General features: G+C 71.4%; 13 protein-coding genes. 9 read left to right on the top strand and 4 right to left on the bottom strand.

All coding sequences use genetic code 11. From position 1 onward, the window contains the following. The first annotated feature begins 55 nt into the window (after positions 1–55). The 9 genes from QFZ76_RS11365 to QFZ76_RS11325 all read left to right on the top strand — a co-directional run bounded on the left by QFZ76_RS11365 (position 56) and on the right by QFZ76_RS11325 (position 8,447). Entirely contained in the window at positions 56–427 is a 372-nt protein-coding gene (locus QFZ76_RS11365) for an FKBP-type peptidyl-prolyl cis-trans isomerase (RefSeq protein ID WP_307673602.1), read from the top strand. Positions 428–571: 144 nt separating this feature from the next. After that, positions 572–1,525 carry a YafY family protein gene (locus QFZ76_RS11360; RefSeq protein ID WP_307673601.1) on the top strand — a complete coding sequence of 318 codons (954 nt, stop codon included), beginning with the start codon at positions 572–574 and terminating at the stop codon, positions 1,523–1,525. 14 nt (positions 1,526–1,539) lie between these two features. Beyond that, the gene (locus QFZ76_RS11355) at positions 1,540–2,580 is read left to right on the top strand and encodes a YafY family protein (RefSeq protein ID WP_307673600.1); all 1,041 of its coding nucleotides are present in this window, start codon (positions 1,540–1,542) and stop codon (positions 2,578–2,580) included. Further along, positions 2,577–2,867 carry a hypothetical protein gene (locus QFZ76_RS11350; RefSeq protein ID WP_307673599.1) on the top strand — a complete coding sequence of 97 codons (291 nt, stop codon included), beginning with the start codon at positions 2,577–2,579 and terminating at the stop codon, positions 2,865–2,867. The genes QFZ76_RS11355 and QFZ76_RS11350 overlap by 4 nt, the downstream gene beginning before the upstream one ends. A gap of 9 nt (positions 2,868–2,876) precedes the next feature. Beyond that, the gene (locus QFZ76_RS11345; RefSeq protein WP_266442604.1) at positions 2,877–3,071 is read left to right on the top strand and encodes a hypothetical protein; all 195 of its coding nucleotides are present in this window, start codon (positions 2,877–2,879) and stop codon (positions 3,069–3,071) included. A 275-nt stretch (positions 3,072–3,346) separates the two neighbouring features. Then, complete coding sequence (tatA, locus tag QFZ76_RS11340; RefSeq protein WP_266442606.1) at positions 3,347–3,637, top strand: Sec-independent protein translocase subunit TatA; 291 nt, start codon at positions 3,347–3,349, stop codon at positions 3,635–3,637. A gap of 47 nt (positions 3,638–3,684) precedes the next feature. Further along, positions 3,685–4,632 (top strand): twin-arginine translocase subunit TatC, encoded by a 948-nt coding sequence (gene tatC, locus QFZ76_RS11335; RefSeq protein WP_266442608.1) that lies wholly within the window; start codon positions 3,685–3,687, stop codon positions 4,630–4,632. Between the two features lie 31 nt (positions 4,633–4,663). Continuing rightward, a complete protein-coding gene (locus tag QFZ76_RS11330; protein WP_307673598.1) occupies positions 4,664–5,554 on the top strand; it encodes a diacylglycerol kinase in 891 nt (296 codons plus the stop codon). Positions 5,555–5,594: 40 nt separating this feature from the next. Continuing rightward, a complete protein-coding gene (locus QFZ76_RS11325; protein ID WP_307673597.1) occupies positions 5,595–8,447 on the top strand; it encodes an RNA helicase in 2,853 nt (950 codons plus the stop codon). 251 nt (positions 8,448–8,698) lie between these two features. Here QFZ76_RS11325 and atzF read toward each other — a convergent pair whose 3' ends face one another. Genes atzF through QFZ76_RS11305 form a run of 4 tightly spaced genes read right to left on the bottom strand, consistent with a single transcriptional unit; the run spans position 8,699 to position 15,301 of the window. Continuing rightward, a complete protein-coding gene (atzF, locus tag QFZ76_RS11320) occupies positions 8,699–10,351 on the bottom strand; it encodes an allophanate hydrolase (protein WP_307673596.1) in 1,653 nt (550 codons plus the stop codon). Positions 10,352–10,365: 14 nt separating this feature from the next. Next, on the bottom strand, positions 10,366–13,878 hold the full coding sequence (locus tag QFZ76_RS11315) for a 5-oxoprolinase/urea amidolyase family protein (protein WP_307673595.1): 3,513 nt from the start codon (positions 13,876–13,878) through the stop codon (positions 10,366–10,368). Next, positions 13,875–14,480: an urea amidolyase associated protein UAAP2 gene (locus tag QFZ76_RS11310; protein ID WP_307673594.1), complete on the bottom strand. Its 606-nt coding sequence runs from the start codon at positions 14,478–14,480 to the stop codon at positions 13,875–13,877. Before QFZ76_RS11310 ends, QFZ76_RS11315 begins: the two co-directional genes overlap by 4 nt. Further along, on the bottom strand, positions 14,477–15,301 hold the full coding sequence (locus tag QFZ76_RS11305) for an urea amidolyase associated protein UAAP1 (protein WP_307673593.1): 825 nt from the start codon (positions 15,299–15,301) through the stop codon (positions 14,477–14,479). The genes QFZ76_RS11310 and QFZ76_RS11305 overlap by 4 nt, the downstream gene beginning before the upstream one ends. Between the last annotated feature and the right edge of the window lie 59 nt (positions 15,302–15,360).

Genomic DNA, 15,360 nt, shown 5'->3' with positions numbered 1-15,360 from the left:
TGCCTGTTGCCTTTCCGTACAACGCACTTTCCGTACACACGCAGGAGCTAGAGACGTGAGCATCGACAAGCCCGAGATCGACTTCCCGGGCGGCGAGCCCCCGGCGGACCTGGAGATCAAGGACATCTGGGAGGGCGACGGCGCGGTGGCGCAGGCCGGCCAGACGGTCACCGTCCACTACGTGGGCGTTGCCTTCAGCACCGGCGAGGAGTTCGACGCCAGCTGGAACCGCGGTACCCCGTTCAGCTTCCCGCTGGGTGGCGGCCGGGTCATCAAGGGCTGGGACCAGGGCGTGCAGGGCATGAAGGTCGGCGGCCGCCGCCAGCTGACCATCCCCGCCCACCTCGCCTACGGCAACCAGAGCCCGACCCCGGCGATCAAGCCCGGCGAGACCCTGATCTTCGTGGTCGACCTCCTCGGGGTCTGACTCCTCGGGGTCTGATCGTCGTACGACCGGTCTCGATCACCTGGGGCCCATGCCTGTCCGGGCATGGGCCCTCGGCTTTTGCCGTGCCACTTCGGGGCGGTACGGTCATCGTCCGTAAGCACCATAGGGAGGCGAAGGGCGTCGATGGCCATTGCCAAGGCCGAGCGACTGATGAACCTGGCGCTGTGTCTGCTCGGGACGCGGCGGCCGCTCAGCAAACGCGAGCTGCGTGAGTCCATCGAGGCCTATCTGGAAGCCGGCTCGGACGACTCCTTCAACCGGATGTTCGAGCGCGACAAGGATGATCTGCGCGAACTCGGCCTGGTCATCGAGACCGTCGAGAACCTGGACGGCGAGGTCGGCTACCTGGCCCGCCGCGACAGCAACCGCCTCCCGCCCGTCACCCTGGACGCCGAGGAGGCCGCCGCCCTCGGGCTGGCCGCCAAGGTCTGGCAGCAGGCCCGGCTCGCCGGCGCGGCCAGTGGCGCCCTGCAGAAGCTGCGCGCCGCGGGACTCCCCGAGGACTTCGACCCGTACGAGACCCATGGCGCTCTCGAGCCGCGCATCCCTGTGCACGAGGCCGCCTTCGAGCCCCTGATGCTGGCCTGCCGCGACCGCCGCCCGGTCGTCTTCGACTACCGCAAGGCCACCGCCGCCCACCCCGAGCCCCGGCATGTCGAGCCGTGGGCGCTGGAGTGCTGGCGCGGCCACTGGTACCTCGCGGGCTGGGACCGCGACCGCAGCGCCGAGCGGGTGTTCCGGCTGTCCCGGATCACCGGCAAGGTGCGCACCCGTGGCGCCCGGTTCACCGCCCCGGTGCCCGATGTCGTCACCGTCCGGGAGACCGTCGCGAGCTGGGCCGGCGAGACCGCCGACCGCTCCGCGCTGATCCGGCTGCGCGTCGGCGCGGGCTACCCCCTGCGGGCCAAGGCCGCCTCGGTGCGGGAACTGGGGGACGGCTGGGACGAGTTGGAGATTCCGTACGGCCACGGGCTGGACGCCTGGCTGGTGGAGTTCGGGCCGGACGTGGTGGTCCTGGAACCCGCCGAACTGCGGGCCGACGTGGTGGACCGGCTGCGTGCCGTGGCCAAGGGCTGAGGGGGCGTAAGAGAGTGGTGGGAAAACCGGCCAGGCCGGCCAATGCCATCGACCAGACCCGGCGGATGCTCTCCCTGATGACGTATCTGAGGGAGCGCCCCGGCGCCCGGGTCGAGGACGTCGCCCGGGCCTTCGGGATCACCGAGGACGAGCTGGTCTCCGACCTCGACGTGCTGCCCATGTGCGGCACCAGCTTCCGCGGCGGCGATCTGCTCGACATCGACACCGACGGCGAGCGCATCTGGTGGCACAACCCCGATGACGTCGCCGAGCCGCTCAGGCTCGCCTCCGACGAGGCCACCGCGCTGCTGGTCGCCGCCCGCGCCGTGTCCACGCTGCCCGGCCTGCGCGAGAGCGACCGGCAGGCACTGCTGCGGGCCACCGCCAAGGTGGAGGCCGCGGCCGGCGAGCAGGCGGGGGCCAGCTCCCGGCTGTCCGTGACCTTCGAGTCGGAGGGCGGCGTCTTCGCGGACGTCGACCGGGCCATCTCCGAGCGCCGCCGCCTGTGGATCCGCTACTACTCGCCCGCCCGCGACGAGGTCACCGAGCGCGAGATCGACCCGATCCGCCTGGTCAGCGTCGGTCACACCTACGTCGAGGCCTGGTGCCGCCGCTCCGAGGCGCGCCGTACCTTCCGGCTCGACCGGGTCGCCGAGATCAAGATCCTCGACGAGCCGTCCGCGCCGCCCGAGATCGAGCTGCGGGACCTGTCCGAGGGGCTGGTGCAGCCCGCCGCCGCGGACCCGGAGGTCGTGGTCGAGGTCGGCCCCGGCGGGCGCTGGGTCGCCGAGTACTACCCGCACGACAGTGCGGATGAGCTTCCGGACGGCGGGCTGCGTATCACTCTGCGCACCCCGGAACCCGCCTCGCTCAAGCGGCTGGCGCTGCGGCTCGGGCGCGAGGGCCGGATCGTCTCGCCGCGTGACCTCGCCGACAGCGCCCGCGGGGCGGCCCGCGAGGCGCTGGCGGCGTACGACGGGGTCGAGGCGCACGGCGCTCCTGGCGCCCACGCGGTTCAGGACGGTCAGCACGGCAGGCAGGAGCAGGAGCTTTGAGCGAGTCGCCGACGTCAGGCATGGGAATGACGGTGGCCGCCGCGTTCGCCGGGATGAAGAGTGTGACGCCGGTGACGTTCAGGGCCGGCTGCCCGGACTGCCGGGGCCGCTTCGAGCTCACCGCGAGCGCCCTGCGCCTGGCCATCGGCGCCAGCAGCCGCACCACCTTCTACTCCTTCACCTGCCCCGACTGCGGAGCGGCCGTCCGCAAGCCGGCGGGCGAGCGGATCGTCGAGCTGCTGACGGGCGGCGGGGTCAGGACCCTGCGCCTGCACTCCACCCTCTAGGCTCGGCCCATGTTCTGGCCGATGTTCGCGGTAGCAGTGGGTTTTCTGGGTCTCGCCGTTCTCGGCGTGCTCGCCGTACGCGTCTTCCTGGAGGCGCAGCGTCTGGGCAGGCAGGTCACGGACTCGGCGCGGCGCATCAACCGGGCCGCGGAGGATCTGGAGCGGGCCTCCATGAGCGCGGCCCGCTCCGTGGATTCGCTGTGAGTCGTCCCATGTGTCCCCTGTGAGTCGTGGGTGTGAGTCGCGGGTGTGATGCGCTTTGGGCCACTTCGCCCTGTCAACTTGGTGGTTCCGGCAGGTACTCTGCATGTCGCGGTCCGGAGAACGAGGCCCGGGCCGCGGACCGGGAGTACGCACAGGGATTGCCAGGCGTTTACCCCTGAGCGTTACGATCGCTGTCAAGCACGGTCGATCGGACACATGTCCGACCGGTCGGACAGCACCCCACCCCAGCCGCCTCGGTGAGAAGGTAAAGACTTATGTTCGGAAGGCTCGGCGCCCCCGAGATCATTCTCATCCTCGTCGTCATCATCCTGCTGTTCGGCGCCAAGAAGCTTCCGGACATGGCGCGCTCGCTCGGCAAGTCCGCGCGGATCCTCAAGAGCGAGGCCAAGGCGATGAAGACCGAGGGTCAGGACAACGCGTCCGCTCCCGCTGCGCCGCCGCACGACGACCAGCAGCCCCCCGTCCAGCGCACCATCCAGGCCGCCCCCGGTGACGTGACCAGCTCGCGCCCGGTCACTGAGCCGACGGACACGACCAAGCGCTGACGCAGGGCCGGTGACCTCCGGCCCTCCGCACGAGATGGGAACGTGGGTTGCTGAAGTCTGCCCGCCAAGAGGAGAAGGATCCCGAGGGGCGGATGCCCCTCGCGGAGCACCTTCGTGAGCTTCGCAACCGGCTCGCGAAGGCGATGCTGGCCATCGTCGCCGTCACTGTCGTTGCCGCCTTCTTCTACAACGACATCATCAACCTCATCACCAGGCCGATCCTGGACTCGGTCGGCTGTGAGCAGACCTTCGAGCAACTGTCCAAGTCGAAGTCCAGCGAGCCGTGTGCGCAGATCACCATCAACGGTCTGCTCACCCCCTTCACTCTGGCGCTGAAGGTGTCGCTGATGGCCGGTGTGGTCCTGGCCTCGCCGGTGTGGCTCTACCAGTTGTGGGCGTTCGTCGCGCCCGGTCTGCACCGCCACGAGAAGAAGTACGCCTACGCGTTCGTCGGCACCGGTGCCCCCCTGTTCCTGGGCGGCGCCTACTTCGCCTACACAGTGCTGCCCACCACGGCGAAGGTGCTGCTCGAGTTCACACCGGCCGACGCTTCCAACCTGCTGCCGCTGGACGACCTGCTCGATCTCGTCATCCGCATGGTGCTCGTCTTTGGTCTCTCCTTCGAGCTGCCCCTGCTGCTGGTCTTCCTCAACCTCACCGGGGCGATCACCGGCAAGCGGATGGTCGGCTGGTGGCGCGGCATGATCATGGGCATCACGGTGTTCGCGGCTGTCGCCACGCCCAGCACCGACCCGCTGACGATGCTGGCGCTGGCCGGACCGATCTGGATTCTGTACTTCGGTGCGGTCGCCTTCTCCCTGGTCAACGACCGGCGCAGGCGCCGCCGAGACGCTCTGGGCCCCGCCGACGACGAGGCCTCCGAGCTGGACCTCACGCCCGAGGACATCGGGGACGTGGAGACCGTCTCGGCCAGCCGGGCGCTGCCCGAGCAGGCGAGCACGGAGCGGGTCAACGGTTATGACGACGTGACCTGACCGAGCGGCCCGCCCTTGTAACGTCCGGGGCGTGACCAGCGAGATCACCCTCTTCGTCAACCCCACCGCGGGTCGCGGCCGGGGCGCCCACGCGGCGCAGCCGGCCGCTTCCGCTGTGCGGGCGGCCGGATTCTCCGTGCGTACGGTCCTCGGTGCGAACGCCGAGGACGCTCTCACGCGCGCGCGTGCGGCCGTCGCGGACGGCACCGGCGCGCTGATCGCCGTCGGCGGCGACGGCATGGCGAACCTGGCCCTCCAGGCGGTCGCCGGCACCCGCACCCCCTTCGGCCTGGTCGCCGTCGGTACCGGCAACGACTTCGCGCGCGCCCTGGGCCTGCCGGTGCGCGACCCGGCCGCCGCGGGCCGGCTGATCGCCGACGCCCTCAAGGGCGCCCGGCTGCGTGACATCGACCTCGGTCAGGTGAACGGCCGCTGGTTCGGCACGGTCCTCGCCTCCGGCTTCGACTCCCGGGTCAACGACCGCGGCAACCGCATGCGGTGGCCGACGGGGCGTCTCAAGTACGACCTGGCGATGCTCGCCGAACTCGCCGCGTTCAAGCCCTTCCCGTACCGGATCACCCTGGACGACGGTGACGTACAGGAGGTCGAGGCGACCCTGGTGGCCGTCGGCAACGGGTCGTCGTACGGCGGCGGCATGCGGATCTGTCCCGGCGCCGATCTCACCGACGGACTGTTCGACGTCACGGTGGTCGGGGACTGCAGCCGTACGACGCTGCTCAGGGTGTTTCCGAGCGTGTACCGGGGCCGGCACGTCGACCATCCCAAGGTCACGGTGGTGCGGGCGGCCAAGGTCGAGATCGCCGCCCGGGGGATTGGCGGGTACGCCGACGGCGAGCCGTTCGGGCCACTGCCGCTGACCGCGCGCTGTGTACCGGGTGCGGTGCGGGTCATAGGGCCGTGAGCTGCGCGGATTCGATGTTTATCGTCATCGGATCCGGATAATGATCGTCCTGTTGTCAGTGGGGCCCGGTAGTCTCGAAAGCACGATGACAGAGGACCTCTCCCCGGCCGAGCGGTATGCGGCAGCACGTAGGCGCGCTGTCGAGCAGGCCACCGCGCTCGCCGGTTTCCGCGAGATGTACGACTTCGGCCTCGATCCCTTCCAGATCGAGTCCTGTCAGGCACTCGAGGCGGGCAAGGGCGTCCTGGTGGCCGCGCCCACCGGCTCCGGCAAGACGATCGTCGGCGAGTTCGCCGTCCACCTCGCCCTCCAGCAGGGCAAGAAGTGCTTCTACACGACGCCGATCAAGGCGCTGTCGAACCAGAAGTACGCCGACCTGTGCCGCCGTTATGGCGCGGACAAGGTCGGCCTGCTCACCGGCGACAACAGCGTCAACTCCGATGCCCCGGTGGTCGTGATGACCACCGAGGTGCTGCGGAACATGCTGTACGCGGGCTCGCAGACCCTCCTCGGCCTCGGATACGTGGTCATGGACGAGGTGCACTACCTCTCCGACCGCTTCCGGGGCGCGGTATGGGAAGAGGTGATCATCCACCTTCCCGAATCGGTCACCCTCGTCTCGCTGTCGGCGACCGTGTCGAACGCCGAGGAGTTCGGCGACTGGCTCGACACCGTCCGCGGCGACACCGAGGTGATCGTCTCCGAGCACCGGCCCGTGCCGCTGTTCCAGCACGTGCTCGCCGGGCGGCGGATGTACGACCTGTTCGAGGAGGGCGAGGGCCACAAGAAGGCCGTCAACCCCGACCTCACGCGGCTGGCCCGCATGGAGGCGAGCCGGCCGTCGTACCAGGACCGCAAGCGCGGCCGTGCGATGCGCGAGGCGGACCGTGAGCGCGAGCGCCGGCAGCGCTCCCGCGTCTGGACGCCGAGCCGGCCCGAGGTCATCGAACGGCTCGACGCCGAGGGCCTGCTGCCCGCCATCACCTTCATCTTCAGCCGGGCCGCCTGCGAGGCCGCCGTCCAGCAGTGCATGTACGCGGGCCTGAGACTCAACGACGACGAGGCGCGCGAGCGGGTCCGCGCCCTGGTCGAGGAGCGCACGGCCTCCATCCCGACGGAGGATCTGCACGTCCTCGGCTACTACGAGTGGCTGGAGGGCCTGGAGCGCGGCATCGCGGCCCATCACGCGGGCATGCTGCCGACGTTCAAGGAGGTCGTCGAGGAGCTCTTCGTACGCGGCCTGGTCAAGGCGGTGTTCGCGACCGAGACGCTCGCGCTGGGCATCAACATGCCCGCGCGGTCGGTGGTGTTGGAGAAGCTCGTCAAGTGGAACGGCGAGCAGCACGCCGACATCACCCCCGGCGAGTACACCCAGCTGACCGGCCGGGCCGGCCGGCGCGGCATCGACGTCGAGGGCCACGCGGTCGTGCTCTGGCAGCGCGGCACCAGCCCCGACCACCTGGCGGGACTGGCCGGCACGCGCACGTACCCGCTGCGCTCCAGCTTCAAGCCGTCGTACAACATGGCGGTCAACCTCGTCGAGCAGTTCGGCCGGCACCGCTCGCGCGAACTGCTCGAGACGTCCTTCGCGCAGTTCCAGGCCGACAAGTCGGTCGTCGGGATCTCGCGGCAGGTGCAGCGCAACGAGGAGGGGCTGGAGGGCTACAAGGAGTCCATGACCTGCCACCTCGGGGACTTCGAGGAGTACGCGCGGCTGCGCCGCGACCTCAAGGACCGCGAGACCGAGCTGGCCCGGGAGGGCGTCAACCAGCGGCGTGCCGAGGCGGCCGTCGCGCTGGAGAAGCTCAAGCCGGGGGATGTCATTCACGTCCCCACGGGCAAGTACGCGGGTCTGGCCCTGGTGCTGGACCCGGGACTGCCGGCCGGGCGGTCGAACGGCCACCGGGGCTTCGAGCAGCACGACGGTCCGCGCCCGCTGGTGCTGACCGCCGAGCGGCAGGTCAAGCGGCTCGCGTCGATGGACTTCCCGGTGCCCGTCGAGGCGCTGGAGCGGATGCGGATCCCGAAGTCCTTCAACCCGCGCTCCCCGCAGTCCCGTCGGGACCTCGCCTCCGCGCTGCGCACCAAGGCCGGGCACATTCCGCCGGAGCGGGCCCGCAAGAAGCGGTCGCAGGCCGCCGACGACCGGGAGATCGCCCGGCTGCGCACCGCCCTGCGCGCGCACCCCTGCCACGGCTGCAACGACCGTGAGGACCACGCCCGTTGGGCCGAGCGCCACCACCGGCTGCTGCGTGACACGTCGCAGCTGGAGCGGCGTATCGAGGGACGCACGAACACCATCGCCCGGACCTTCGACCGGATCGTCGCGCTGCTGACCGAGCTGGACTACCTGCGGGCCAACGAGGTCACCGAGCACGGCAAGCGGCTGGCCCGGCTGTACGGCGAACTCGACCTGCTGGCCAGCGAATGCCTGCGGGCCGGTGTCTGGGAGGGCCTTTCCCCCGCGGAACTGGCCGCCTGCGTCTCGGCGTTGGTGTACGAGTCCCGGGTCGCCGACGACGCCATGGCGCCCAAGGTGCCCTCGGGCAAGGCGAAGGCCGCCCTCGGTGAGATGGTCCGGATCTGGGGGCGCCTGGACGCCCTGGAGGAGGAGTTCCGGATCAACCAGACCGAGGGCGTCGGCCAGCGCGAGCCGGACCTCGGCTTTGCCTGGGCCGCGTACATGTGGGCCTCCGGCAAGGGGCTCGACGAGGTGCTGCGCGAGGTGGAGATGCCGGCCGGTGACTTCGTGCGCTGGTGCAAGCAGGTCATCGACGTGCTCGGGCAGATCTCGGCCGCGGCGCATGCCGAGGGGTCGACGGTCGCGAAGAACGCGCGCAAGGCGGTCGACGAGTTGCTGCGGGGTGTGGTGGCGTACTCGTCGGTGGGCTGAGCCCTGCCGCTGCGCTGGGCTGGGGCGGGGGATGCCTGCGGCGGCCGGTGCGGTCTTGTGGGGGTGCGCGTAGCGCCTGCGGTTGCGTTGTGGGTCGGGGCCGCGTCGGGGGGTGTCCGTCCTCGGAACGGCGCGGAATCGGTCAGCTACCAACGCGCTCGTGTTGACGCGCCAACCGCTGCGGGCGGACACCCCCCGACACGTCCCCTTGCCGCCGTGGGCGAGTGCGGGTGCGTGGGGGCGACTGGACCTCAGCGGCTCAGATACGCCCGCCAGCCGCCGTACGACGTGATGTCCTCGGCGTCCTTGAGGGCGCTCGGTTCGCACAGGAAGCCGGGGAGTCGGGTGCCGTCCGCCAGTTCCACGCTGCCCAGTGTCATCGGTCGGGGGAGGGACGTGAGGAGTCTGCCGAGGGACTCCGCGGGGAGGCGCCACACCTCTGCCTCGATTGCTGACCCGCCTTCGCCGACATGGACGAGACCCGGCTTCGGCGGTTCTGTGGCCAGTGCGTGCAGGTGGTAGACGGGCGCGGTCGTGGTCGTACGGTCGAGGCGGGCGCCCAGGGACAGGAGTTGGGGGTTGAGCGGCTGGCCGGTGAGGTGGGCGCCCAGCACCGCGAGGTGGGTCTCCGGTCGGAGCAGGGCGGCGATGCGGGCCAGGCGGTCGTCCGTGAACGCCGGGCCGATCAGCATCACGCCGAAGGGCAGGCCGTCGACCTCGCCGGCGGGGGCGGCGACCGCGGCCAGGTCGAAGAGGTTCGTGGAGTTGGTGAAGCGGCCCAGGCGGGCGTTGGCGCCCAGGGGGTCGGCGGCCACCTCGGTGAGGGTGGGATGGCCGGGGGCGGTGGGGAGGAGGAGGGCGTCCACGTCGGCGAGTTCCGCGAGGGCGCAGGTGCGCAGGGTGGCCAGGCGGTCGGTGTCGGCGTAGAGCTGGTGGGCCGGGATGTCTCGGGCGCGGGTGATGATGCCGGCGACCGTGGGGTCGAGGGATGTGTCACCTTCGGCCATCGCCTTGTCGATAAAGGTGCCCACCGCTGTGTAGCGCTCGGCTACGAACGCGCCCTGGTAGAGCATCGCGGCGGCCTCGGTGAAGGGTGCGAGGTCGATCTCCTGCACCGAGGCGCCCGCCTGGATGAGCTGGGCGACCGTGGTCTCGTACGCCTGCGCCCAGCCCTCGTCCAGTTCGCCCAGCTGGTCCCGTGGGGGCACCGCGATCCGCCACGGGCCCGGCGTGCGCTGGGGGAGCGGTGGGAGGTCGCGGTCGGGCGGGGACGCCATGTACGACAGGGCCTGCTCGGCCTCCGGGAGGGTGCGGGCGAACACCGTCACGCAGTCGAGGGAGGCGCAGGCCGGGACCACGCCCGTGGTCGGGACGAGGCCTCGGGTGGGCTTGATGCCGACGATGCCGTTGAAGGCGGCCGGTACGCGGCCCGAGCCGGCGGTGTCGGTGCCGAGGGCGAAGTCGACGATGCCCAGGGCCACCGCCACGGCCGAGCCGGAGCTGGAGCCGCCGCTGATCCTGGCCGGGTCGTACGCGTTGCGGACGGCGCCGTGCGGGGAGCGGGTGCCGACCAGGCCCGTCGCGAACTGGTCCAGGTTCGTGGTGCCCAGCACGATCGCGCCCGCCGCGCGGAGGCGGGCGACGACCGGTGCGTCCGCCTCAGGGTCGTAGGCGTACGACGGGCAGCCCGCGGTGGTGGGCAGGCCGGCCACGTCGATGTTGCCCTTGGCGGCGAACAGGCGACCGGCGAGGGGGAGTGGTTCGAGGGAGGCGACCCGTTCGTCGATCGTGCGGGCCTCCGCCTCGACCTCCTGCTGCGGGCGCAGGTCGATCCAGATCTCGGGGCGGTCCACGGCGTCGATGCGGGCGTAGGCGGCGCGGACACGGGAGAGGGTGGTGGCCATTTCTTGTTCCTCTTTCACTGTGCGGCGGGAGCCAGGACGAGCAGTGCCGTCCCCGCCTCCACCTGGTCCCCGGGCCTGGCCAGGATCTCCGCGACCACGCCGGCCATCGGCGCGTGCACCCTGGACTCCATCTTCATCGCCTCCAGGGCGAGCAGCGGCTGTCCGGCCGTCACCGCGTCCCCCGGTTCGACGTTCAACTGCCATACGGATGCGGCGAACTCGGCCTCCACCAGACGGCCGCCCGGGGGGACGGTCACCTCGGCCGGGGGAGCGGCCGGCGCGGCCGCCGCCTCGGCGCGGGTGAACTCGCCCGCCGCCTCCCAGGCATCCCGCTCCGCCGAGAACGCGGTCTGCTGGCGGGACCTGAACTCGGCGATCGACTCGGCGTTCTCGGCCAGGAAGGCCTGGTACTCGGCCAGCGAGAAGGTGCCCTCCTCGATGCGCGGCACGAAGCGGCCGGACGTGATGTCGGCGCGCAGGTCGAGGAGTTCGTCGGCGTCCACCGGGTACCACTTGATCCGGTCGAAGAAGCGCAGGAGCCAGGGGGAGCCGGGCTCGAAGGCGCCGCGCTGCTGCCAGCCCGACCAGACCTGGGTCGTCCGGCCCACGAACTGGTAGCCGCCGGGGCCCTCCATGCCGTAGATGCACAGGTACGCGCCGCCGATGCCGACCGAGTTCTCGGCCGTCCAGGTGCGGGCCGGGTTGTACTTGGTGGTCACCAGGCGGTGGCGGGGGTCGAGGGGCGTGGCCACCGGGGCGCCCAGGTACACGTCGCCGAGGCCCAGGACGAGGTATTCGGCGTCGAAGACCGTGTCATAGACGTCGTTCACCGAGTCCAGGCCGTTGACCCGGCGGATGAACTCGATGTTCCACGGGCACCAGGGCGCGTCGTCGCGGACGCCCGCCATGTAGCGGGCGATCGCCTCACGGGTCGCCGGATCGTCCCAGGAGAGGGGGAGGTGGACCGTGCGGGAGGGCACCACCAGTTCGTCGCTCGGTGGCAGCGATGCCGTGATCTCCCGTACGACGGCGAGGAGTTCGGGCTGCGAGAGGCGGTGCGGGTCGGTGCGGATCTGGAGGGAGCGGATGCCCGGTGTGAGGTCGGTGATCCCCTCCGGGACCTGCTCGGCCACCGCCTCCATCAGCGCGTGGACCCGGATGCGGTGCGCCAGGTCGAGCTGCATCGGGCCGAACTCGACCAGCAGGTTGTCGTCGCCGCTGCGGCGGTACGTGACGTCGCCGTCCCGGGCGAGGATGCCGCCGTCCACGATGTCCTCGCGGGGCGAGCCGTCCGCGTCCACCGGCAGGAACCGCACCGTGTCGCGCGGGCGCAGCTGGCCCAGCTTCCAGCGCTCGGTGCTGATCACCGTCGCCGGGCACACGAACCCGCCGAGCGAGGGGCCGTCCGGGCCCAGCAGCACCGGCATGTCGCCCGTGTAGTCGACGGCGCCGACGGAGTACGGGGTGTCGTGGATGTTGGACGGGTGCAGGCCCGCCTCGCCACCGTCGGTGCGGGCCCAGCGCGGCTTCGGGCCGACCAGGCGGACGCCCGTGCGTGCCGAGTTGAAGTGGACGTTCCAGTCGGCGGCGTAGAAGTCGTGGATGTCGTCCTCGGTGAAGAACTCCGGGGCGGCATGGGGGCCTTCGACGGCCTTGACGTGCCAGACGGCAGCGAAGTCCGGGCGGTCCGTCTGCGTGACCGGTGTTCCCTGGACGACCGTTCCGCCGTGCAGGACGTCTCCCGTGCGCAGCGCCCGTCCGCCGTGCCCGCCGAACCGGCCCAGCGTGAAGGTGCTCGCGCTGCCCAGGAAGGCGGGCACGTCGAGGCCCCCGGCGAACAGCACGTAGGTCCGCAGGCCGTGTTCGGAGGGTGCGCCGATCTCCAGTACGGCCCCCGGGGGCACCGTCACCGGCTCCCACTGCGCGACCGGCGTACCGTCGACGGTGACCGGGGCCGGTGCGCCCGTCACGCACACGGTCGTGGGGTGGGTGAACCTCAAGGTCGGGCCCTGGAGGGTGCATTCGAGGCCGGCGGCGCTGTCCGTGTTGCCCAGGGCCTGGTTGCCGAGCCGGAAGGACAGGTCGTCCATCGGGCCGCACGGAGGGACGCCGACCTGCCAGTATCCGGTGCGGCCCGGCCAGTCCTGCACGGTGGTGAGGGTGCCGCCGGAGACGACCTCGATGCGCGGAGTCGGGTCGCTGATGGCGGAGAGCGTGGCCGTGGAGTGCGCGGCGGTCGTGACGTCGCGGTGCGCGAGCGCCGCTCGCACCAGGCCCAGGTTCGTCTCGATGCCGTCGACGCGGGTGCGGGCCAGTGCCTCGTCCAGCCGCCGCAGCGCGTGCGCCCGGTCCGGGCCGTACGCGATGACCTTCGCGAGCATCGGGTCGTACGACGTGGTCACCTCGGTGCCGGTCTCCACCCAGCCGTCGACGCGCACGCCCGGCGGGAACTCGACCCGCGTCAACAGGCCCGCGCTGGGCCGGTGTTCGCGCGAGGGGTCCTCGGCGTACACCCGGGCCTCGACGGCGTGGCCGCGCGGGGTGCCCGGGTCGCGGACGACGTTCTGTTCGCCGCGCGCCAGGCGGAGCATCCAGGCGACCAGGTCGACGCCGTAGATCTCCTCGGTGACCGGGTGCTCCACCTGGAGGCGGGTGTTGACCTCCAGGAAGTACGCCTCCTCGCGGGCGGCGTCGTAGACGAACTCGACGGTTCCGGCGGAGCGGTAGCCGACGGAGGCGCACAAGTCGCGGGCGCTCGAGGCGAGCTGGTCCCTGACATGGTCCGGCAGTCCCGGTGCCGGGGCCTCCTCCAGCACCTTCTGGTTGCGGCGCTGGAGGGAGCAGTCGCGGTCGCCGAAGGAGACGACCCTGCCCTCGCCGTCGCCGAAGACCTGCACCTCGACATGGCGGGCGTGCTCGACGAGGCGCTCCAGGAAGACGCCGGCCGAGGAGAAGGAGGCGGCGGCGACGCGCTGCACGCTCTCCCAGGCTTCGGACAGGGCAGCGGCGGAGTGACATGCCGACATACCGATACCGCCGCCACCGCCGGTCGCCTTGAGCATGACCGGATAGCCGATCTCGGCGGCTCGTGCGAGTGCTTCGTCCAGCGAGGCCAGCAGGTCCGTCCCCGGCGCCAGCGGCACTCCGGCCGCCTGGGCCGCCGCCCGGGCCGTGTGCTTCGCGCCGAACAGGTCCAGCTGCTCCGGCGTCGGGCCCACGAACACGATCCCGGCGTCCTCGCAGCGGCGCGCGAAGGCCGCGTCTTCGGACAGAAAGCCGTAGCCGGGGTGGATCGCGCCCGCACCGGTGTCCTTCGCCGCCTTCAGCACCAGGTCGGCGTCGAGGTACGACTCCTTCGCGGGCGCCGGGCCGAGCCGCACCGCCTCGTCGGCGAGCCGTACGTGCGGGGCGGAGCGGTCCGCGTCGGAGTAGACCGCGACCGTCCGCAGGCCGAGTTCGCGGGCGGTACGGATGATGCGGACCGCGATCTCGCCCCGGTTGGCGACGAGCAGGGTGTCGAAGGTCATGCGGCGCCCGCCTCGGTGATCGTCATCTCCACCGCCGTCGGCTCGAAGCCGTTGCACGGGTTGTTGATCTGGGGGCAGTTGGAGACCAGGACGAGGACGTCGCGCTCGGCGCGCAGGGTCAGCGCCAGGCCCGGGGAGGACAGACCGTCGACGATGCCGAGGGTGCCGTCCTTCTCGACCGGCACGTTCATGTACCAGTTGATGTTGGAGACCAGGTCCCGCTTGCCGAGGCCGTGCCGGGCGCCCTCGGCGAGGAAGTTGTCCACGCACGCGTGCTGGGACCAGGTGTGATGGCCGTACCGGAGGGTGTTCGACTCCTTGGAGCAGGCGCCGCCGACCGTGTCGTGGCGGCCCACGTCGTCCGCGACCACCGTCATGAGGGGGGTGTACTCGTTCGACATCAGCACACTGCCCGTGGTGAGGAAGATGTTCCCCTGCGCATGGATCGTGTCGGGGGCGCTGTAGCGGACCGACGTGTCGTGGGCGTCGTAGACGAGGAAGTCGACGGCCTGGTTGCCGTGCAGGTCGGTGACGGTGAGGGTCTCACCGGTGCGTACGACGGCGGACCACGCGGCGCGTGCGGGAACGACGGTGGTGCTCATGCGATCCCCCTGGCGGCAAGGAACTCGGCGGTGTTCAGGAAGGCTCGGCGCCCCTCGGGCGTGGCGTCCCACAGCGGGTCGTCGGGCCCGGTGGCCGCGGCGCGCCAGGCGAGCACCTCCAGCGGGGTGCTGACGTACTCGGCGCGGGGGTCGGCCGGGTGCGGGACGTTGGCGATCAGGACCGTCAGGTCCTGCTCGGCGCGCAGCGTCACGCTGAGGCCGGGGCCGGCCGAGCCGGCGAAGTCCAGGGCGCCGTCCTCGCGGACCTCCACGCCCTGGAAGAAGGAGAGCGACGGCGGCAGGTCGCGGGGCTCCAGGCCGTTCTTGGCGGCGGCCAGCTTGAAGAGCTCCCGGCCGGCGGGGGAGGGGCTCTGCGGGGTGCCGTCGCCGTACCGCTCGGTGTTGCGGACGAGGGTGGAGGTGCCGCACAGGGCGTCGTGCCGCCCGGAGGTGTCGGCGATCACCGAGGCGAGGACCCGGCCCTGGTCGGACAGGAGCAGCTGGCCCTCGCCGAGGTAGGCGTTCCACTGGACCTTCACCGTGTCGGCCACGTTGAGCCGCTCCCAGGGCCGGTCGGCGACGAACAGCAGCAGGTGGGCGCAGGCGTCGCCGTGTGCGTCGGTCAGGCGCAGTTCGGTGCCGCGGGCCAGTACCCGGTGCGTGTAGTTGCCGCCCGCCACGGTCTCCGCCCACACCAGGTGGCCCGCCTCGCAGGGCGGGTTCGGCCAGGTGCCGGCCGGTACGACGGGCATGGCCTCGGTGCGTGTGCCCTCCTGGGCGCGTGCGTGGGCGCGGGCTCCGTATGTGGTCGCTGTCGCCATACCGGTACCTCCGGCTGTGGGTCTCGGGGCTGATTTCTGTCGCTTGACAGAAATTAGGG

Source organism: Streptomyces sp. V4I2, from assembly GCF_030817655.1.
Classification (GTDB): domain Bacteria; phylum Actinomycetota; class Actinomycetes; order Streptomycetales; family Streptomycetaceae; genus Streptomyces; species Streptomyces plumbiresistens.
Note: the sequence above shows the minus strand (reverse complement) of the source record. Positions and strands in the feature narration are given on the sequence as shown.

Coding starts and splice junctions, on each gene's coding strand:
- atzF (WP_307673596.1), bottom strand. CDS start 10,351: ATGGCCACCACCCTCTCCCGTGTCCGCGCCGCCTACGCCCGCATCGAC.
- QFZ76_RS11305 (WP_307673593.1), bottom strand. CDS start 15,301: ATGGCGACAGCGACCACATACGGAGCCCGCGCCCACGCACGCGCCCAG.
- QFZ76_RS11315 (WP_307673595.1), bottom strand. CDS start 13,878: ATGACCTTCGACACCCTGCTCGTCGCCAACCGGGGCGAGATCGCGGTC.
- QFZ76_RS11360 (WP_307673601.1), top strand. CDS start 572: ATGGCCATTGCCAAGGCCGAGCGACTGATGAACCTGGCGCTGTGTCTG.
- QFZ76_RS11325 (WP_307673597.1), top strand. CDS start 5,595: ATGATCGTCCTGTTGTCAGTGGGGCCCGGTAGTCTCGAAAGCACGATG.
- tatA (WP_266442606.1), top strand. CDS start 3,347: ATGTTCGGAAGGCTCGGCGCCCCCGAGATCATTCTCATCCTCGTCGTC.
- QFZ76_RS11345 (WP_266442604.1), top strand. CDS start 2,877: ATGTTCTGGCCGATGTTCGCGGTAGCAGTGGGTTTTCTGGGTCTCGCC.
- QFZ76_RS11310 (WP_307673594.1), bottom strand. CDS start 14,480: ATGAGCACCACCGTCGTTCCCGCACGCGCCGCGTGGTCCGCCGTCGTA.